Source organism: Actinopolymorpha cephalotaxi (genome assembly GCF_013408535.1).
Classification (GTDB): Bacteria; Actinomycetota; Actinomycetes; order Propionibacteriales; family Actinopolymorphaceae; genus Actinopolymorpha; species Actinopolymorpha cephalotaxi.
Genome location: NZ_JACBZA010000001.1, coordinates 797236 through 817399 on the forward strand (window position 1 = coordinate 797236; position 20164 = coordinate 817399).

General features: G+C 72.0%; 11 protein-coding genes. 8 read left to right on the forward strand and 3 right to left on the reverse strand.

The features are described from left to right. Positions 1–32 precede the first annotated feature (32 nt). Both FHR37_RS03645 and FHR37_RS03650 read right to left on the reverse strand, forming a co-directional pair. Positions 33–3854 carry a multifunctional oxoglutarate decarboxylase/oxoglutarate dehydrogenase thiamine pyrophosphate-binding subunit/dihydrolipoyllysine-residue succinyltransferase subunit gene (locus tag FHR37_RS03645; protein ID WP_092887110.1) on the reverse strand — a complete coding sequence of 1274 codons (3822 nt, stop codon included), beginning with the start codon at positions 3852–3854 and terminating at the stop codon, positions 33–35. A gap of 191 nt (positions 3855–4045) precedes the next feature. Continuing rightward, positions 4046–5473, reverse strand: coding sequence for a hypothetical protein (locus FHR37_RS03650; protein ID WP_092887113.1), 1428 nt, complete (start codon positions 5471–5473; stop codon positions 4046–4048). A 357-nt stretch (positions 5474–5830) separates the two neighbouring features. Here FHR37_RS03650 and FHR37_RS03655 point away from each other — a divergent pair, with 357 nt between their 5' ends. The 3 genes from FHR37_RS03655 to FHR37_RS32895 all read left to right on the forward strand — a co-directional run bounded on the left by FHR37_RS03655 (position 5831) and on the right by FHR37_RS32895 (position 12393). After that, positions 5831–6679, forward strand: coding sequence for a hypothetical protein (locus tag FHR37_RS03655; protein ID WP_092887116.1), 849 nt, complete (start codon positions 5831–5833; stop codon positions 6677–6679). Continuing rightward, positions 6676–8976 carry a hypothetical protein gene (locus FHR37_RS03660; protein ID WP_092887118.1) on the forward strand — a complete coding sequence of 767 codons (2301 nt, stop codon included), beginning with the start codon at positions 6676–6678 and terminating at the stop codon, positions 8974–8976. Before FHR37_RS03655 ends, FHR37_RS03660 begins: the two co-directional genes overlap by 4 nt. A gap of 543 nt (positions 8977–9519) precedes the next feature. Next, positions 9520–12393: a helix-turn-helix transcriptional regulator gene (locus tag FHR37_RS32895; protein WP_092887121.1), complete on the forward strand. Its 2874-nt coding sequence runs from the start codon at positions 9520–9522 to the stop codon at positions 12391–12393. A 106-nt stretch (positions 12394–12499) separates the two neighbouring features. On the opposite strand, the gene FHR37_RS30820 is transcribed toward FHR37_RS32895, so the two are convergent. After that, entirely contained in the window at positions 12500–13171 is a 672-nt protein-coding gene (locus FHR37_RS30820) for a DUF7144 family membrane protein (RefSeq protein WP_202818307.1), read from the reverse strand. 368 nt (positions 13172–13539) lie between these two features. Between FHR37_RS30820 and dnaK the strand changes: the two genes are divergently transcribed. From dnaK to clpB, 5 genes are read left to right on the forward strand one after another with little or no spacing between them, the layout of a single operon-like run. Then, a complete protein-coding gene (gene dnaK, locus FHR37_RS03675; protein ID WP_179770974.1) occupies positions 13540–15477 on the forward strand; it encodes a molecular chaperone DnaK in 1938 nt (645 codons plus the stop codon). A 55-nt stretch (positions 15478–15532) separates the two neighbouring features. Beyond that, positions 15533–16147 carry a nucleotide exchange factor GrpE gene (locus tag FHR37_RS03680; RefSeq protein ID WP_092883259.1) on the forward strand — a complete coding sequence of 205 codons (615 nt, stop codon included), beginning with the start codon at positions 15533–15535 and terminating at the stop codon, positions 16145–16147. Between the two features lie 11 nt (positions 16148–16158). Next, a complete protein-coding gene (locus FHR37_RS03685) occupies positions 16159–17187 on the forward strand; it encodes a DnaJ C-terminal domain-containing protein (RefSeq protein ID WP_179770975.1) in 1029 nt (342 codons plus the stop codon). Then, positions 17184–17516 (forward strand): chaperone modulator CbpM, encoded by a 333-nt coding sequence (locus FHR37_RS03690; protein WP_179770976.1) that lies wholly within the window; start codon positions 17184–17186, stop codon positions 17514–17516. Before FHR37_RS03685 ends, FHR37_RS03690 begins: the two co-directional genes overlap by 4 nt. Further along, a complete protein-coding gene (clpB, locus tag FHR37_RS03695) occupies positions 17498–20137 on the forward strand; it encodes an ATP-dependent chaperone ClpB (protein WP_179770977.1) in 2640 nt (879 codons plus the stop codon). Before FHR37_RS03690 ends, clpB begins: the two co-directional genes overlap by 19 nt. The last annotated feature ends 27 nt before the right edge of the window (positions 20138–20164 follow it).

The following is a 20164-nucleotide window of genomic DNA, read 5'->3' on the forward strand; positions in this document are numbered from 1 at the left end:
TGCGTACGCGGGTGCCGCCGGCGTCCGGCGGATCAGGACCTGTCCTGGCCGAACACGTTGTCGAACAGCGACGCCTGCTCGGTCTTGTGCACCGCACCCGAGCCGACGGCCGGTGCCGCCGAGGCGGGCCTGGCGGCGAGCCGGACGGACTGGCCGAGATGAGGGAAGAAGTTGAGCGCCATGTGCGGCCAGGCACCCTGGTTCGACGGCTCGTCCTGCGCCCACACCAGGTCGCTGGCCCCGTCGAACTTCGCCAGCTCCACCCGGAGCGCCTCGGCCGGCAGGGGGCTCAGCTGCTCCACCCGGACGATCGCGGTGCGCGGCTCCGCGCCCTCGCGCCGCTTGCGCTCGGCCAGCAGCTCCCAGGCGATCTTGCCCGAGCACATGACGACGCGTTCGACGTTGCCCGGATCCACGGTGTCGTCGCCGATCACCGGGAGGAACCGACCCTTGGTGAACTCCTCCGGCCGGCTGGTCGCCGCCTTGCTCCGCAGCATCGACTTCGGGGTGAAGACGATCATCGGCCGGTGCACCGCGCCCAGGCTGTGCCAGCGCAGCAGGTGGAAGTAGTTGACCGGGGAGGACGGCTGGGCGACGGTCATCGAGTCGTCGGAGGCGAGCTGCAGGAACCGCTCGATCCGGCCGGAGGAGTGGTCGGGCCCCTGGCCTTCGTATCCGTGCGGCAGCAGCAGCACGACACCGGACAGCTGGCCCCACTTGGCCTCACCGGCGGAGATGAACTCGTCGATGATGGTCTGGGCACCGTTGTGGAAGTCGCCGAACTGCGCCTCCCACAGCACCAGCGCGTCCGGCCGGGCCACGGAGTAGCCGTACTCGAAGCCCATCGCGGCGAACTCGCTGAGGAGGGAGTCGTAGATGTAGAACGGCCCCTGGTCCTCGTCGAGGTGCTGGAGCGGGCTCCACTCCTCGCCGGTGTGCCGGTCGACGATGGTGGCGAACCGCTGGACGAACGTGCCCCGCCGGCTGTCCTGCCCGGCCAGCCGGACCGGCCGGCCCGCCATCAGCAGGGAGCCGAACGCGATGATCTCCGCGGTCGCCCAGTCGATCGGGCCGTCGGTGATGGCCGCCGCCCGGCGCTGCAGCTGCGGCAGCACCTTCGGGTGGACGGTGAACCCCTCCGGCGTCGACACGTGCGCGTCCGCGATCCGCTTCAGCGTCTCCAGCGACACCGAGGTGTCGGCCTCGGCGGCCGGCTTCCCGGGGTAGTCCGGGGCGGTGAGGTAGTCGTCGGACGGCGCGTTCTTGGCGGCCCGCACCTCGGCGAACACCCGCTCCAGGCGTTCCTGGTAGTCGCGGAGGGCCTGCTCGGCCTCCTCGACGGAGATGTCGCCGCGCCCGATCAGAGCCTCGGTGTAGAGCTTGCGGACCGAGCGCTTGCCCTCGATCAGGTCGTACATCTTCGGCTGGGTGAACGACGGGTCGTCGGTCTCGTTGTGGCCCCGGCGGCGGTAGGAGATGACGTCGATCACGACGTCCTTGTGGAACGTCTGGCGGTACTCGAACGCCAGCCGGGCCACCCGGATGCACGCCTCGGGGTCGTCGCCGTTGACGTGGAAGATCGGCGCCTGGATCATCCGCGCGACGTCGGTGCAGTAGGTCGAGGAACGCGACGCCGTGGGCGAGGTGGTGAAGCCGACCTGGTTGTTGACGATCACGTGGATCGTCCCGCCGGTGCGGTAACCGCGCAGCTGGGAGAGGTTGAGCGTCTCCGCCACCACGCCCTGGCCGGCGAACGCCGCGTCACCGTGCACGAGCACCGGAAGGACCGGGAACTCCAGGCCGCGGTTGAGGAGGTCCTGCTTGGCCCGGGCGATGCCCTCCAGTACCGGGTCGACCGCCTCCAGGTGGGAGGGGTTCGCGGCCACCGACACCTTGATCTTGGCGCCGCTGTCCGCGGAGAACTCGCCCTCCGCGCCGAGGTGGTACTTCACGTCGCCGGAGCCCTGGATCGTCCGCGGGTCGATGTTGCCCTCGAACTCGCGGAAGATGTGCGCGGCCCGCTTGCCGGCGATGTTGGCCAGGACGTTGAGCCGGCCGCGGTGGGCCATTCCGATCGTGACCTCGTCCAGGCCCGCCATCGCGGCCTGCTCGCACACCTCGTCCAGCAGCGCGATCGTCGACTCGCCGCCCTCGAGGCTGAACCGCCGCTGGCCGACGTACTTCGTCTGCAGGAAGGTCTCGAACGCCTCGGCCTGGTTGAGCTTGGACAGGATGCGGAGCTGCTCCTGCTGCGGCAGCCGGTCCTGGGGACGCTCCACGCGGTCCTGGATCCAGCGCCGTTCGTCCGGCTCCTGCATGTGCATGTACTCGATGCCGACGGTGCGGGAGTAGGCGTCGCGCAGCAGCCCCAGAATGTGCCGCAGCATCATGAACCGCTTGCCGCCGCCGAAGCTGCCGGTGGCGAACTCGCGGTCGAGGTCCCACAGCGTCAGGCCGTGGGTCACCACGTCGAGGTCCTCGTGCCGGCGGACCTTGTAGTCGAGCGGGTCGGTGTCGGCGATCAGGTGCCCGCGCACGCGGTAGGCGTGGATGAGCTCCAGCACCCGGGCCTGCTTGCCGATCTCGTCGTCGTGCGAGGTCGGGATGTCGGACACCCAGCGCACCGGCTCGTACGGGATCCGCAGCGCGGCGAAGATCTCGTCGTAGAAGTCCTCGTCGCCGAGCAGCAGCTGGTGCACCCGGCGGAGGAACTCACCGGACTGCGCGCCCTGGATCACCCGGTGGTCGTAGGTGGAGGTGAGCGTCATCACCTTGCTCACCGCGAGACGGTTCATCGTCTCCTCGGCGGCACCCTGGTAGGCGGCGGGGTACTCCATCGCGCCGACGCCGATGATCGCGCCCTGCCCGGCCATCAGCCGGGGGACCGAGTGGCTGGTGCCGATCGTGCCCGGGTTGGTGAGGCTGATCGAGGTGCCCCGGAAGTCCTCGACGGTGAGCTTGTTGTTCCGTGCGCGGCGTACGACGTCTTCGTACGCGCTCCAGAACGACGCGAAGTCGAGCGTCTCGGCGCCCTTGATGTTGGGGACCAGCAGCTGCCGGGTGCCGTCGGGCTTCTGGATGTCGATCGCCAGGCCGAGCGCCAGGTGCGGCGGCTTGACCAGGGTGGGCTTGCCGTCGACCTCGGTGAAGCCGTGGTTCATCTCCGGCATCGACCGGACCGCCTTGGCGATCGCGTAGCCGATGAGGTGGGTGAAGCTGACCTTGCCGCCGCGGGAGCGGGCGAGGTGGTTGTTGATGACGATGCGGTTGTCGATGAGCAGCTTCACCGGCACCTGACGCACGCTCGTCGCGGTCGGGACGGCCAGGCTCTCGTCCATGTTCTTGGCCGTACGGGCGGCGGCACCGCGCAGGGTGACGAGCTCCGGCTCGGCCGCCTTGGTCTCCGCCGCCGGGGCGGAGGGCTTGCCGGCGACGGGCTTGGCAGCCGCCGGCTTGGCGGCGGCAGGCTTGGCAGGGGCCGCCTTGGCAGGGGCCTGCTTGGCGGGCGCGGGCTTCTCCGGCGCGGACTTTCCGGCAGGAGCGTTGCCCGGCGCGGACTTGGCGGGGGCCGCCTTCGCGGGAGCCGCCTTCGCGGGAGCCGCCTTCGCGGGTGCGGCCGAGGTGCCGTTCGTCCCGGACGCGCCACCGGACCCCTTGGCCTTGGCCGAGCCACCATCCGTGCCCGCGTCGGCGCCACTGCCGTTGCGGTCGGGCTGGTAGTCGCGGAAGAAGGCCAGCCAGGCCTTGTCCACGGAGTCAGGGTCGTTCAGGTAGCGCTGGTACATCTCGTCGACGAGCCACTCGTTCGTCCCGAACTGGGACAGCGGGTCGTTGTGCGAGGACTGGGACGCCACGGCGTTGATCGCCTCTTCCGCTCACCATGATCGTTTGGACCGATTGTTCGGCTTCCGGGAACCAAGCCTAGTCGCCGACTTCAACTCCGTTGGTCCCGGAGCAGTGGTTTTGGTTACGAGCCGGACCGCGGGCGACGACACCGTGTGGGCAGCCGCCCACACGGTGTCGTCGAAGCCGGTTTCGGCCCTGGTCAGCGGCGGTCCTCGGGAAGTTCCGAGGCCGCCAGGACAGACCGGAACAAGCTGCGGTAACGGCGCATGATCGACAGTAGCTCGTCGGTGCCGAGATCGGCGTCGTCGCGCCAGTCGCGCTCGATCCGCTCCCGGTGCTCGGTGAACGTCGAGGTGACGAACACCATGGCCTCACCGACCAGCAGGCCGGCCTCGTGCGCGGCGTCGCGCGGGTCGTCCAGGAGCTTGGCCTGGGCGTCCAGCCACCGCTGCTGGAGATCGTCGATCCGGCGCCGGTGTTCGGCGTCGTCCCGCTCCGCATGGCCGTTCACCGAGTCGTCCGGGCCGGCGCCGTCGCCTGCGAGCCCCTCGTCCGAACCGATGCCGCTGGGCAGCGCGTCGTCCCGGTCGGTTCCGGCGCGGTCGCCGAACTGCCGGTCCGACTCGTCCGAGCCGTACGAGTGGTTCGGAACGTCCGAAGTGTCCGGAAGAGCCGGGACATCTGGGCCATCGGAGCTGTCCGGGCCGTCCTGGCGGTCACGGCCCGGCTTCGAGTCCGCGACCGCGGAGCTGTGGTCTCCGGCCGGCCGGGCCCAGCTGTCCCGCTCGCGTCCGGTTGTTTCGGGCGAGTCGGCCCGGCCGGTGAACGGGCGCTCGGTCACCTCGTCCACTGCTGCCTCCTGTTCGCGGTCCGCCGGTGCGTGGCCCTGCGGCTCGCCGAGCCCGGTGTCGGGCCGGTCGGTGTCCGGTCGGTCCGGGTCGGGTCGGCTCACGTCGGCCGGCCCGGTCTCGGGACGCTCGGCGTCGGTTCGTTCGGTCTCGCGGTGCTCGGCGTCGTCCGGCCCGGTTTCGGGCCGCTCGGCGTCGTGCCGCCCGAACGCGCCACCGCCGGGAGCCTGCGGCGGCTCACCGCCCCAGGCGGGCTCACCTACCGAGCCTGGCTGGGTGCGCCGGAACCCCGGCCGCTCGGATGCCTCCGCGTCGCCGCCTGCGGGGCGGAACGCACCGGGTGCCTGCGGGGACCGGCCCATCGAGCGAACCCGATCCTGCGGCCCGGTGCGGAAGTCGCTGGGGGGAGTACGGAGTCCGCGCGGGTGGAACGCGGCATCGAAGTCGTCCGGCTGCCTGCCCTCGGCGCCGGCGACCCGGGATCCCTGCTGGTGCGGTCCGGGACCGAACGCCTGGCGCTCCTGGTCGTGGCCCGGCTCGGGCCGCCGGCCGTACTCGGGGGAGTGGTCCTGGCCGCCGCGGTCCTCTGGTCGCCGGTCCTCGGGGCGCTGGTCCTCCGGGTGCTCGTCACCCGAGCTCCCCTCCCGCGGCCCACCGTCGGGCGGGAACGGCTGGAACGCCTGGGTCTGGTCGTCGTACTGCTCGTTGTCCTCGCCCTCCTCAGGCGGCGAGGTGAGCCGCTCCAGCCATGACTTCCGGCCCTTCTGGACGTCCTTCATCGAACGTTCCTCCCACCTGCGAAAAGCTGTTGGATTGCGAAGGTTTGACCGCTTGGTCCCGGGCAGCCTCGTGCACCTGTGACCCTCTGTCAAGCCGCCTCCGAGGCGCTCCCGAGCACCTGTCGGCGCGGTGTCCGACCCTGCTGTCACGGCGCCCGGCCGGGCCGTTCGGGACACTCGCGCGGATGCTTCGCAGCCCTCCCGGCGGGTCTCCCCGACAGGCCGGTCATACGTCTCGTGCGGGCCGAAATCGGGGTACCTTGTGCGAAAGTTCCTCGCCGTCGGGCCCTGGCGCTTCACCGGCCGGCCAGGCCGCCGCCACGGCCCGACGGCCGGCTTCGTCACGGGGTGAGGCGGATGAAGACCGGGGTGACCCACACGCCGGCGCGCGGCCGACCGGCCGGTCTGCCGCGCTCGCTCGTCCGGGGCACGGCAGACTCCGCTCGCAGCTCCGACCGCGAGTCCGCCCGCAAGCCGTGGGTCGGTCGTTCGTACGCGCATCTGGTTTTGCCCGTTCCGCACCTGGACGAGCGCCATCGCGAGCTCCTCGACCGGGCGGTACGCGGCCAGGCCGGCCGCGACACAGATCACGGAGATGACGGACACGACAGCGGCACCGGCGAGATCCGGCCCGGGCGGGGCGACCGCACCTGGCAGGTGGTCAACGCCGAGGCCGACGCCGAGCCCGGGCTGCCGGTGCTGCGCCGGCAGTGGAGGCATCCGGGCGGCGACTCGCTGCTGCTGGTGGTCCTCGGGTGGTACCCACTGGTGGTCACCGTGGGGCCGGAGCAGGCGGCGTCCATCCGGGCCCGCCGGGCGCTGCGCCGGGTGGTGGACGCCGCGCGGGCGGCCGGTGCGCGGACGTTGCCCGACGCTGACCTGTCGCGGGTGCTGGCGCAGAGCCGCGAACGCTGGGAACGCGCGGTCGCCCTCCGCCAGGTGATCGAGGAACGCCGTACCTGGCTGGAGTGCCGGCACTGCGGCGGCTGCGGCGAATGGTCGGCGTACGGCGTCCTCCACTGCTGCGGATGTGCGCGCAGGTTCGCTCCCGCCGACGACGCCGAGCGGGACGAGCGCGGCCGGGTCGCGGCGGAGGAGTCGGCCCGGGCCGAACGCGAGCTGGCCGAGCTGGGTTCGGGCGCCGGGTTGTTCGCCGACTGGCCGGCCAGGCCGGACGGCGGCGCCGACCGGGACGCGGACCGGTGATCGGCGAGCGGTGGGGCTGGGAGCTGCGGGCACCCGAGGTGGCCCCGCCGCGGCCGTTCGCCGACCAGCCGCCCGGACTCCCGCCCGCCGACGCGCCGTGGCTGACCAGGCTGGCCGGTCGCCGCGACCGCACCCCGCTGGGCTGGTGGTCGCACGTACGCCGGGTCTGCGGGCTCGCCCTGTGCGGCGGTGCGACCTGGATGTCCACGGCGCTGTCCGGCGACGTCGGGCACTGGACGACCGGGACGCTCGGCGTGGGTACGGCAGTCGTCGGCTACTTCACCGTCCGGCCGCTCGCCCTGCCGTGGTGGAGCGACCTGCGCTACCGCCGCTGGCGGCGGACCGTACTCGCCGACCAGGGTCCGGTGCTCGCCCAGACCCGCGACTGGGCACGCCGGCGGGCAGAACACGAACGCGTCCGCTCGGCCGCCGAACGCCCCCAGCGCTGGGAGCCGGTGCGTCCGGTGACCACGCATCGCGTCGACGTCTACGGCGGTGATCCCGAGGGCGCGGGCGCGTTGCTGCTGAGCGTGGCGGGTTCGCTGCTGGACACCGGTGCCCAGATCACGGTGGTGGACCTGTCCCAGGACGGGATCTCCCACCCGGTGACCCGGCGGGCGCGCGAGGATCGCCGGGAGGTCGAGGAGGTTCTGCTTCCCGACGGCCTGGCCGCGCTCGACCTGCTCGCCGGACTGTCCGCGGAGGACGTCGGCGGGGTGGTCGCGGAGGCGGTGCACGTGACCGAACGCGAACGCGGCCCGGGCGGTGACCGCACCCTGGACGCCACGCTGATCGAGCAGGTCTGCGGCTGCCTGCGCGGCCCGCTGACCTTCACCCGGCTGCACGCGTCGGTCCGCGTGGTCGCCTACCAGGAGGCGTGCCCGCAGGACCTGACGCGGGAGGAGTACGACCGGCTGGCCGGCCTGCTGGGCGAGGGCGCCCGGCGGTCCACCGAGGCCCGGTTGTTCCGGCTGGCCGCGGCGTTGCGGCGGCTCGCGGCGCTGGAGTCCGAATCCCGGGCGGAGTCGTCGCCCGGCGCGGCCGCAGCTCCCGCCCTGAAGGTCTGGGAGCTGTCCGAACGCGTCGGCGACCTCGCCGGCGACCTGCTCGCCCACGTGGTGTTCCAGGTGCTGCTGTACCGCCTGCGTGCCGAGCGTGGTGAGGAGGAAGGTGACACGTGGTCCGGCCAGGTGGTGGCGCTGGTCGGCGCGGACCGGTTCCGTCGTACGCACCTCGAACGCCTGGACCGGCTCGCCCGCCGCCGTGGTGTCCGCCTCGTGCTGCTCTTCCGGCACCTGCGCGAGGACGCGGTGGAGGTGCTCGGCGGCGGCGAGGCGGTGATGTTCCTGCGGCTCGGCAACGCGCGGGAGGCCGAGCAGGCAGCGGCGTTCATCGGCCGCGACCACCGGCTGGTGCTGAGCCAGTTCACGGTGTCGCGCAGCGCCGCCCTGGCCACCACGATCGGCACGTCCCGGGCCGACAGCGTGAGCGACCAGCAGGCGAAGACGAGCGGAAAGCAGTGGTCGCGCAGCCGGGAGTACCACTACGGCGCGCTGATGGACTTCCCGCACGACTCCGGCGCCCGCACCAGGATGGATCAGTCGTCGACCTCGACCGGACGGAGCACGTCGGCGACCACCGGAACCACCCGCTCCGAACAGTCCGCCACCACCGAGGGCCAGGCGATGGGCTACCAGCGGGTGTACGAGTTCAGCGTGGAGCCCGCGTTCCTGCAGGCGCTGTCGCCGACGGCGTTCGTGCTCGTCGACCCCCGTGACCCGGGCAGCCCGCGGCTGGGCGACTGCGGACCCGAGCTCTCCCAGGAACAACGCGACGCCACGACCTCCCTTCGCCGGCCGGACTTCGGGGTGGACGAGATCGGTACGCGGGTCGGTGAGGAGCTTCGCGCGCGGCTGGCCCGCTCGACGGGGCTGCCGGACGTGGCGGCGTTCGCCGGCCGCGAGGCGCCGGAGCCGCCCGGTCTGCCGCGTGGCCCGGCCGGTCCGGGCGCCATCGGCGACGAGCCGCCCCCCTTTGTCGAACCTGTCGTACGCGACGACCTGGCCCGCGACGCCTCGGTGCGCGACGATCTCTCGTTCGGCGACGGGCCGGCGGTCGGCGAGGACGTGTCGCGCGACGAGCCGGCGTACGGCGACGACCCCGCGGACGAGGGTCGCCGAGCGGACGAAGAACACGAGGTGCGGGACGAGTACGCACCGCGCGAGGGTCACCTGCCGCGTGAGCGCTGGGAGGGGATGTTCCGGCGCCGGCCGGACCGGGACGATCGCCCTGACTGAGGCTCCTTCTTACGGCCTCACAGGTGCGCGAATTCCTGACGACGCACGTTTCCTCGTCCGGACGGGAATTCCACACCTGCGCATTTGGTAGGGCGCATTCCATCGGGGTTCGACACAAGAGCCGTACGGATTCCCAAGCGAGTTTCGTCCGGTTCCACTGCTGCCGCATCGCCTGAAGATCGCCTTGTGCACAAGGGGTTGAAGATGACCGGAAGTCCCGTTCCCGGTCGGCCCCGAATTGTCATCGCATGTCCTTTGCCGAACTATTGGTGATCGTCATTCCGGCTGGGTCCAGCGCCGGGAAACAATGTGAAAAAGGCCCGCGACCCGGCGGTCGCGGGCCATAGTCGAAGAAGGTTCGCCCGGCTGCCACCCCGCACTGTGTGGCGGGCGCTGCGTCCCCAGGGGCGGAAGGGGAGGGGAATGCCTGCGAGGTCCGAGGTGGGCGATGTGGGCTCCTCGGCACCCTCGCTGATCCCGCACGCACGACGTCCGCCGCCGTCCGCACCGCAAGGTTTCCTTGACGCCAAGGTGACCTTGCCCGTGCCGACGGTGCCGGTGCTCCCGCGCCCCCGGCTGTTCGCCGCGCTGACCGCGGCCGCGGAGCGCCGGGTGACGGTCGTGAACGCCTCCGCCGGCACCGGCAAGACGATGTTGCTCGCCTCGTGGCTGCGCTGGTCGGTGAACCAGCGGGCGGCCTGGGTTTCGTTCGACAGCGGTGACAACGAGCCGAAGTTCTTCTGGGCGTACGTCGTGGAGTCCCTCCGCCGCGCGTGCGATGCCGAGGACGCCGCCGTTCTGGCCGACCTCGGCGGGGCGGACCTGGGTGCCGAGGAGTTTCCGCGGCGGTTCCTGGACGCGGTCGGCCGGCTGCGCGAACCCGTGGTCCTGATCGTGGACCAGGCGCACGAGATCACCGACTGGCGGCTGCTGGCCGGACTGGAGACGGTGCTCCGGCACGGCCCGGCAGGTCTGCGCCTGGTGTTCGCCGGGCGTGGGCAGCCGGCGCTTCCCCTGGCCCGGCTGCGGGTGGCGGGCGAGCTCGCCGACCTCGGGTCGGCCGACCTGGCCTGTACTCGCGAGGAGGCCCGCGACCTGCTGGCGGCGTACGGCGTCCAGGCCGACGATGCCCAGGTCTCCCGGGTGTGGCGGCGTACGGAGGGCTGGACGACCGGCCTGCGGCTGGCCGCCCTGTGGTGGCACGCGCAGCCGGCCTCGGACCGGGACCTGGCGGGTTTCACCGGCGACGAGCCGCTGGTCGCGGGGTACCTCGACGACGAGATCCTGCGCCCGCAGCCGCCGCTGGTACGTGAGTTCCTGCTGGCGACCTGCCTGGTGGAGCCGGTGTGCGGCGACCTCGCCGACGCGATGACGGGTGAGCGTGACGGTGCCCGGACGCTGGAGGAGCTCGACCGGGACAACGCGCTGGTCAACGGTGTCGGCGCGGGGCGGGTGTGGTTCGCGTACGCGCCGCTGCTGCGGGAGTTCCTGACGTACCGGCTACGGCGGGAGCGGCCGGCACGGGAGCCGGACCTTCGGTGCAGCGCCGCCCGGTGGTACGCGAACGCCGGGATGGTGGCGGGCGCGGTGCGCTGTGCGGTGGCCGCACGCGACTGGGCGCTCACCGGCGAGATCCTCGGGCGGCACGGCAACCGGGTCTTCGCCAACGGCGAGGGCGCCGAGCTCGAGCCGCTGCTGGCGTCGATCCCCGCGCAGGACGTCGCGGCGCACGCCGACCTGGCCGCCGCCTGCGCGCACGTACGGCTGAACGCGGGGGACCCGGACGGCGCGGAGGCCCTGCTCCGGCTGGCCGAGGAGGCACGGCCGGCTGACGGGGCTGAAGGGGCTGACGGGGCTGACGGACCGGACGTACGGCAGGCGTTCGTCCGGCTGTTGCGCACCGCGCAGCTACGGCTTCGGCAGGCCTGCCTGCGCGGCCGGATCACCCCACCGGACGTGGTGCGCGGACGTGAAATCCTCGACCGGGCACGCACGGCCGGGGTCGCCGCGGACCGTCAGGCCGACGTGGGGGCGCTGGCGTACTGGGTCGGGGTCGCAGAACTCTGGCGGGGTGCCCTGCCCGAGGCGAAGGAGGCGTTCGGGCACGCTCTCGGCCGGCTGACCGCGGGTGGGCTGCACCGCTGGGAGTGGCGTACGCGTGACTGGCTGGCGCTGCTGAACGCCCTGGAGGGCAGGTTGGCGGCCGCCGAGGAGGCGCTGCACGCTGCCGGCCCGGACCACGACGCCGAACGGCCTCCCGAACCGGACGCGGGCCCGGCGGGTGAACGCGTACCCGGTGAACGCGTACCCGGTGAACGCGCACCCGGCATCCGGCCGGGCCCTTCGCTCGTACGGAATCTGGCCAGCGCGGCGATCGAGCTCGAACGGGACCGGCTGGACCAGGCCTGGGCCCTCCTCGAACACTCCACCGGCCCCGCCAGCGATCCCACCGATCCCACCGACCCCACCGATCCCACTGACCCGACCGGGCCGGCTCACGACGGCCACGCGGCGGCAGGTCCGGCCGACCGGATCGGCCTGCGGAGTTCCGCGGCCGCCGACGATCCGGCCGATCCCCCGCTGGGGGATCTGCTCGGAGTGCTCCGCGCCCGGATCCTGTTCCACCGTGGCGATCTCGGCGCGGCGCGCACCGAACTCGCCGCGACCAGGGACGCCGCCGGCCGGCTGCATCCGGTGGTCGACCAGGCGGCCACGCTGCTCGAGGTGGAGATCTCCACCCACGAAGGCGCCACCGAGCGGGCGACCGAGATCCTCGCCGGCCTGCGGGCCGGATCCGCTCCCGCGACGGGCGGGCCGGCCGGCCCGGCCGGCCCGCCGACGGCCGTACTCGTCGCCGAAGGACGCACGTTGCTGGCCGCCGGTGACTCCGCCGGAGCGCTCGCCGCCGTGGCGCCGTGCCTGGACGCCGACAGGTCTCCCGCGCGGCCGCTGGACACCGTGGGCGCCCTGCTCGTCGCGGCGACCGCGCAGCGCCGGCTGGGCGCGCAGGCGCCGGCGGGTGAGTATCTCGAACGCGCGCTGGCGCTGGCCGAGCGCGACTACCTGGTCCGGGTCTTCCTGGACGCGGGCCGGGGAGTACGCGCACTGCTCACGGTAGTCGTGGCGCCGGAGGGCCGCCACGCGGCGTTCCGCAGTGCGCTGCTGCACCGGTTCGACGTGGCCCCCGCGGCCGGGTGGAAGGCCAAGCCGGCCGAGCAGGCGATCCGGCTCACCGCGAGCGAGCGCGCGGTCCTGCGCTACCTGCCCTCGCACCTGACCAACGAGGAGATCGCCCAGGACCTGTGCCTGTCGGTGAACACTGTCAAGTCACACTTGCGCACGCTCTACCGCAAGCTCGGGGTGACGTCGCGGCGAGAGGCGATCGCCCGCGCCCTGCAGATCGACCTGCTGCGCTGACCGCCACACGTTTCGCCACGGACACACAGCGACCGGGACGGCTCCGATCTCGCGGAGCCGTCCCGGTGGTGCTTGTGTTGCTTGTGTTGCTGGTGTTTCGCCCAGGTCAGTCACGCATCGCCGAGAGTTCCCGGCCGTGCACCGACAGGGCGTAGATGACGAGGATGTCGACCGCGATCATGATGGCCGACCAGATCGGGAACGCCGCGAGCGAAAGGAAGTTCGCGAGCAGCGAGACGGCCGCGATCGCGATACCGACGTACCGTGCCCAGGTCTGTCCCGCGAGCAGCGCGAGACCGGTGATCACGAGCAGGGCGGCCAGCCCGATGTGGAACCATCCCCAGGCGGTGTAGCCCCAGGGGATGACCAGTCCGCTGCTGGCGACCAGGAAGTAGGTCGTCTTGAACAGGCTGGTGAATCCCCAGATCGCCTGCAGACATCCCAGGACGATGAGGACGACCCCGGCATAGACCAGCCAGCCGGTGCCCCCGACCGCCTCGGGCATGGTGCTCATCCGGCCACCTCGCCCCTCGGCTTCGGCCTCGGCGGACCGGCGGGCCTTGGGCACGGTGGCCTGGGCCTCCGCCTGCTTGGTCTGGCCCGTGTCGCGCCCCGTGTCACGTCCGGAGTCACCACGCCCCATGTCACGCCCGGTGTCACGCGCCTGCTGGGCCTGGCCCTGCGCCTGCTCGCGCATCCCCTCGGCTTGGCCCTGTGCCTGCTGTGCCCGCTGGCGCCCTTCCTGCGCCGGCGTGCCCATGTCGCCGTGTTCAGTCATGGCCCATAACCCCCTGGTGGTTCGCGCCCTCCGTTCGACGGAGGGGTCCACACACCACGCTGCGTGCAGACCCCGGCCGGCCACCTCACCCGGACGGGGTGAACTCCGTGCCCCGTGGCTCGATCGCCCGTGGGGGACCGGGTTCGCGACGGGTGGCGTACGTGCTCCAGCGTGCGAGCGCGGGCGGCACTTCGCGCCACCCCACTTGGGTGAACCCGAAGGTCCCGGAACACAGGAGCCCTGCAGCCTCGCGGTCCCGGTCCGACGGGTACTTGGATCCCACTTGGATCCCACTCGGGCCGCTGCGTCTGTCGTTGTCCGCGCGGGCGGCGAACACTGGACCGAGACCCCACGTGAGGACGGACACCATGGCGAAAGCGGTTGGAATCGACCTGGGTACGACGAACTCGGTGATCGCCGCGGTGGTCGACGGAACGGCCACCGTGATCCCGAACGCCGAGGGCCAGCGGACGACACCGTCGGTGGTGGCCTTCACCGAACAGGGCGAGCGGCTGGTGGGCCAGCTGGCCCGCCGGCAGGCGATCCTGAACCCGAAGGGCACGATCACCTCCGCGAAGCGGTTCATCGGGCGGCGGTTCGACGAGGTGAGCAGCGAGATCCACGCGGTGTCGTTCGACGTGGTGGCCGGCCCGGACGGCGCGGTGCGGTTCGACGTGCACGGAAAGATGTACTCCCCGGAGGAGATCTCCGCGCTGGTGCTGCGCAAGCTCGCCGAGGACGCGGCGAAGTTCCTCGGTGAGAAGGTGAACGAGGCGGTCATCACGGTGCCGGCGTACTTCAACGACGCGCAGCGCCAGGCCACCAAGGACGCGGGGCGGATCGCGGGTCTCGAGGTGCTGCGGATCATCAACGAGCCGACGGCGGCGGCACTGGCGTACGGGCTGGACAAGAAGGGACACGAGACCGTCCTGGTGTTCGACCTGGGTGGCGGGACGTTCGACGTCAGCCTGCTCGACGTCGGCGACGGCGTGGTGGAGGTGCGTGCCACCGCGGGCGACACCCACCTCGGCGGCGACGACTTCGACCGCAGGGTGGTCGACTACCTGGCCGACGAGTTCCAGCGCACCGACGGGATCGACCTGCGCCGGGACCCGCAGGCACTGCAGAGGTTGTTCGAGGCCGCGGAGAAGGCGAAGGTCGAGCTGTCCTCGGTCACCCAGACCACGATCAACCTGCCGTTCATCACCGCCGACGCCACCGGCCCCAAGCATCTGAACACGACGTTGATGCGGTCGACGTTCGAGGAGATCACCCATGATCTGGTCGAACGTTGCCGGGGCCCGGTGGAGCAGGCGATGGCTGATGCGAAGGTCACCGCCGACGACATCGACGAGGTGATCCTGGTCGGCGGCGCCACCCGGATGCCCGCGGTGCAGAACCTGGTGCGGCGGATGACCGGGGGCAAGGACCCGAACATGACCGTCAACCCCGACGAGGTGGTCGCCATCGGCGCGGCCATCCAGGCGGCGGTCCTCAAGGGCGAGATGAAGGACGTCGTACTGCTCGACGTCACCCCGCTCTCGCTCGGGATCGAGACCCTGGGCGGGGTGATGACGAAGGTGATGGACCGCAACACCACCATCCCGGCACGGCGCACGGAGACGTTCAGCACGGCCGAGGACAACCAGTCCGCGGTCGACGTGGTGGTGTTGCAGGGCGAACGTGAGCGGGCGAGCGACAACCGCGTGCTCGGGAGGTTCCGGCTGGAGAACATCCGCCCGGCGCCGCGCGGCGAACCCCAGATCGAGGTGACCTACGACGTCGATGCCAACGGCATCCTGAACGTCTCCGCCCGCGACAAGGCCACCGGGGCCGAGCAGGCGATCACCATCAGCGAGAGCTCCAACCTGGACAAGTCCGAGGTGGACCGGATGGTCTCCGACGCCGAGCGCTACCGCGCCGACGACAACCGGATCCGGGAGGTGGTGGACGCCCGCAACGGTCTGGACACGGCGGCCTACCAGGTCGAACGCCGGCTGGGCGAACTCGGCGACACCGCACCCGAACACGAACGCGCACGGGCCCAACTCCTGCTGGGCGATGCCCGTCAGGCGGTCAAGGACGACAGCGCTCCGCTGGAACGGCTGCGGTCGCTGACCGGTGAGCTGCAGCAGATCTACCACAGCCTGAGCACCGCGGGAACCGGCGGCGAAGCGGGCGGGCCCGAAGGGACCGGGGGCCCGGATGCCGGCGGACCGGGCGGTCCCGGTGGTCAAGGTGTGCCCGGGCAGCGTGGAGCGACCGAGGACGAGGACGTGATCGACGCGGAGTTCACCACCGACTGACGTACGGACGTACCTACACACAACGCTCGCACCGCGGACGGGACAAGGGCCTGCGATGACCGAACACACGCCGCGGCACCGGCGAGATCTCGAGGCGGGTGTCGAGGGCGCCGAGGGTGCCGAGGGTGCCGAGGGTGCCGAGGGCACCGGGGGCACTGAGGTAGGCGCCGGGATGGGTGCTGCCGGCGACGCCGCCCTGGCGGAGGCGCGGGCCCGCGCGGCCGACTTCGAGGACCGGTGGCAGCGTGCCCTGGCCGACGCCGACAACCAGCGCAAGCGGTACGCCCGTGAGCTCGACCGGCAGCGCGCCGAGGTCACGGCGAGCCAGGCCGCGCAGTGGCTCTCCGTCGTGGACAACCTCGACCGGGCGGTGTCGCACGCGCAGGCGGCGCAGGGCGCGCAGGGGGACCAGGGAGAGCAGGGGTCCTTGCTGGAAGGCGTTCGGGCCGTTCTGGAGCAGGCGGTCGCGGTGCTCGCCGGCCTCGGCTACCCACGCCAGGACGACGAGGTGGGCACGGTGTTCGACCCGGCCCGGCACGAGGCGGTGGCCACCGTGCCCAGTGCGGAAGTGCCGGCGGGGACGGTGCTGGACGTCGTGAGTCCCGGCTACGGCGAGGGGGAGCGGCAGCTGCGACCGGCGGGCGTGGTGGTGGCCACGAAGGCGGCGTGAGGGCAGGTGTGATGGCCGACCGCGATTTCTACCGAATTCTCGGGGTACCCCGGACGGCCACCCGGGAGGAGATCCAGCGCGCCTACCGGCGGCTGGCGCGGGAGAACCATCCCGACGTCAACAAGGATCCCGGTGCCGAGGACCGGTTCAAGGACGTCTCGGAGGCGTACGACGTGCTGTCCGATCCCGATCTGCGCAAGCGGTACGACGTGTTCGGCGCGGACTTCCGGCGGGTGCCCGACGACGTCGACCCGGACACCTGGGTCAGGGCACAGGCACGTGCCCGGGCGGGCGCGGGAGCTCGCGGTGGCGGGCCCGGGCCCGGCAGGTTCGGCGGTTTCGAGGAGCGCGGCGGTTTCGAGGGCTTCGGCGGTGAGGGCGAGGAGGTCGACCTGGAGGACCTGCTGAGCGGCATGTTCGGGGGGCGGCGGGCAGGTCGTGCCGGCGGTGGACGGGCCGGCCGGGGCGGTCGCGGCTTCGGTCCGGTCCCGGGCGCGGACCAGGAGGCCGAGCTCCCGCTGACGGTCGAGGACGCCTACCGGGGCGGTCCCCGGTCGATGACGTTGTCGACGTTGTCAGGGCAGGGCGGCACCCGGCGCTACGACGTGAACGTTCCGCCCGGCGTCACCGACGGGCAGCGGATCCGGCTGGCCGGCCAGGGCGGGCGGGGGACCGACGGCGCGCCGCCCGGCGACCTCTACCTCGTGGTCCGCCTCCGCCCGCACTCCCGCTACCGCGTACGTGGGCGCGACCTGCACCTCGACCTGCCGCTCGCTCCGTGGGAGGCGGCCCTCGGCGCCACCGTCGCGGTCGACACCCCGGGCGGTGAGGCGAAGGTCCGGGTGCCGCCGGGCACCTCCGGCGGGAGGTCGCTGCGGCTACGCGGCAGGGGGATGCCGAACCCGCGAGGCCAACCGGGTGACCTCTACGCGGAGGTCCGGATCAGGGTGCCGCCGCACCCGACCGAAGAGGAACGCCGGCTGTGGTCGGAGCTGGCCCGGGCGTCCGGGTTCGACGCGCGCGTAGGGAGGCCCCGATGACGTTCGCACTCGTCCGTGTGCGGGTCCGCCGGGAGGAACACCTCGACCTGGAGGAGTTCGCCGCCAGGGTGAGCCTGCACCCGGACCACGTACGCCGGCTGGTGGTGCTCGGCCTGCTGGACGCGGACGCCGACCCGACCGGGCGGCTGCACTTCGCGCCCGCCCAGGTCGCCCGGGCAGCGCGGATCCAGCGGCTGCGGGCCGGCTTCTGCCTCAACTACGCGGGCATCGGCGTGGTGCTCGACCTGCTGGACCGCATCACCGAACTGGAGGCGGCCGAACGCGCCGCCCGACGCTACGGAGGCACCACGTGGACCCGAACCGGTTGACCCAGAAGAGCCAGGAGGCACTGCAGGAGGCGCAGTCCGCCGCGTTGCGGTTCGGGCACACCGAGGTCGACGGCGACCACCTGCTGCTGTCCCTGCTCGACCAGCCCGAGGGCCTGGTGCCCCGGCTGCTCGGGCAGGCTGGTGTGGACCCGGACCTGCTGCGCAAGCAGGTGGAGGACGAGCTGGAACGCCGGCCGCGGGTCGGCGGGCCGGGTGCGGAACCGGGACAGGTGTACGTCACCCAGCGGCTGGCCCGGCTGCTGGACTCCGCCGACCGGGAGGCCAAACGGCTCAAGGACGAGTACGTCTCGGTGGAGCATCTCGTGGTGGCGCTGCTGGAGGAGGGGCCGGCCAGCGCCTCGGGCCGGATGTTGCACGACCTCGGCCTGTCCAGGGACCGGTTCCTCGCGGCACTCACCCGGATCCGGGGCAACCAGCGGGTCACCTCGGCCCAGCCGGAGGCGGCGTACGAGGCGCTGGAGAAGTACGGCCGCGACCTGGTGGCCGACGCCGCGGCCGGCCGGCTGGACCCGGTGATCGGCCGGGACGCGGAGATCCGGCGGGTGATCCAGATCCTGTCCCGGAAGACGAAGAACAATCCTGTCCTGGTAGGAGATCCCGGGGTCGGGAAGACCGCGATCGTGGAGGGGCTGGCACAGCGGATCGCCAATGGCGACGTACCGGAAGGCCTGCGCAACAAGGTGGTCTTCGGGCTGGACATGGGTGCGCTGGTCGCCGGTGCGAAGTATCGCGGTGAGTTCGAGGAACGCCTCAAGGCGGTGCTGAACGAGGTGCGTGCCGCCGAGGGGCGCATCATCTTGTTCGTCGACGAGTTGCACACCGTGGTGGGTGCGGGTGCGGCCGAGGGGGCGATGGATGCGGGGAACATGCTGAAGCCGATGCTGGCCCGCGGCGAGCTGCACATGATCGGCGCCACCACGCTGGAGGAGTACCGCAAGAACGTCGAGAAGGACGCCGCCCTGGAACGCCGGTTCCAGCCGGTGATGGTGGACGAGCCGTCGGTGGAGGACGCGATCTCCATCCTGCGCGGGCTGCGGGAGCGGCTGGAGGTGTTCCACGGCGTGACGATCCAGGACGCCGCCCTGGTCGCGGCCGTCGTGCTCAGCCACCGTTACATCTCCGACCGGTTCCTGCCGGACAAGGCGATCGACCTCGTGGACGAGGCGTGCGCGATGCTGCGGACGGAGATCGACTCCATGCCGGCCGAACTCGACGAGCTGACCCGGCGGGTGCGCCGGCTGGAGATCGAGGAAGCCGCGCTGGCGAAGGAGTCCGACGCCCCGAGTAAGGAGCGGTTGACACAGCTGCGGCGGGAGCTCGCCGACCTGCACGCGCAGGCGGACGCGATGCGCGCGCAGTGGGAGGCCGAACGCCAGGCGCTGCGGCGGGTGCAGGAGCTACGGCAGGAGATCGAGCAGGTACGCCGCGACGCCGAGCAGGCCGAGCGTGACTACGACCTGAACCGGGCCGCGGAACTGCGCCACGGCCGGCTGCCGGAGCTGGAACGCCGGTTGCATGGCGAGGAGGAGCAGCTGACCGAGAGGCTGGGTGAGCGGCGGCTGTTGCGGGAGGTGGTCACCGAGGAGGAGATCGCCTCCATCGTGTCCCGGTGGACCGGCATTCCGGTGAGCCGCCTGCAGGAAGGTGAACGCGAGAAGCTGCTGACCCTGGACCAGGTGCTGCACGAGCGGGTGATCGGCCAGGACGAGGCGGTCAACCTCGTCGCGGACGCGGTTATCCGGGCGCGGTCGGGTATCAAGGACCCGGCCCGCCCGATCGGGTCGTTCATCTTTCTCGGGCCGACCGGTGTCGGTAAGACCGAGCTGGCGAAGACTCTTGCGCGGGCGTTGTTCGACACCGAGGACAACATGGTCCGGATCGACATGAGCGAGTACCAGGAGCGCCACACGGTGTCCCGGCTGGTCGGCGCGCCCCCCGGCTACGTCGGCTACGAGGAGGGCGGCCAGCTCACCGAGGCGGTGCGCCGCAAGCCGTACTCGGTGGTGTTGTTCGACGAGATCGAGAAGGCGCACCCCGACGTGTTCAACCTGTTGTTGCAGGTGCTCGACGACGGCCGGCTCACCGACGCCCAGGGCCGCACGGTGGACTTCCGCAACACGGTCATCATCATGACGTCGAACGTCGGGTCGGAGTACCTCCTCGAAGGCGCGACCGCTAAGGGTGAGATTGCCCCGGACGCCCGGGCGCGGGTGATGGCCGACCTGCGGTCGCGGTTCCGGCCGGAGTTCCTCAACCGGGTGGACGAGATCGTGTTGTTCAAGCCGCTCACCGAGGCCGAGATCGAGCAGATCGTGGAGCTGATGTTCGACGAGCTGCGGGCCCGCCTGGCCGACCGGCGGATCACCCTCGACGTCACCGAACAGGCCCGCCGGCTGATCGCGGCGGAGGGATTCGACCCGATCTACGGCGCGCGTCCGCTGCGGCGGTTCATCTCCCGGGAGGTGGAGACCCGGATCGGCCGCACCCTGATCGCCGGCGACGTCCACGACGGGGCGGTGATCACCGTCGACGCCCACGACGGCGAGATCGCCGTCACCTACCAGAACCCCACCTCGGCGGCCCGGCCCGAAGCGGCCTGAACCCCAACGGAGGAACGGAGATACGAC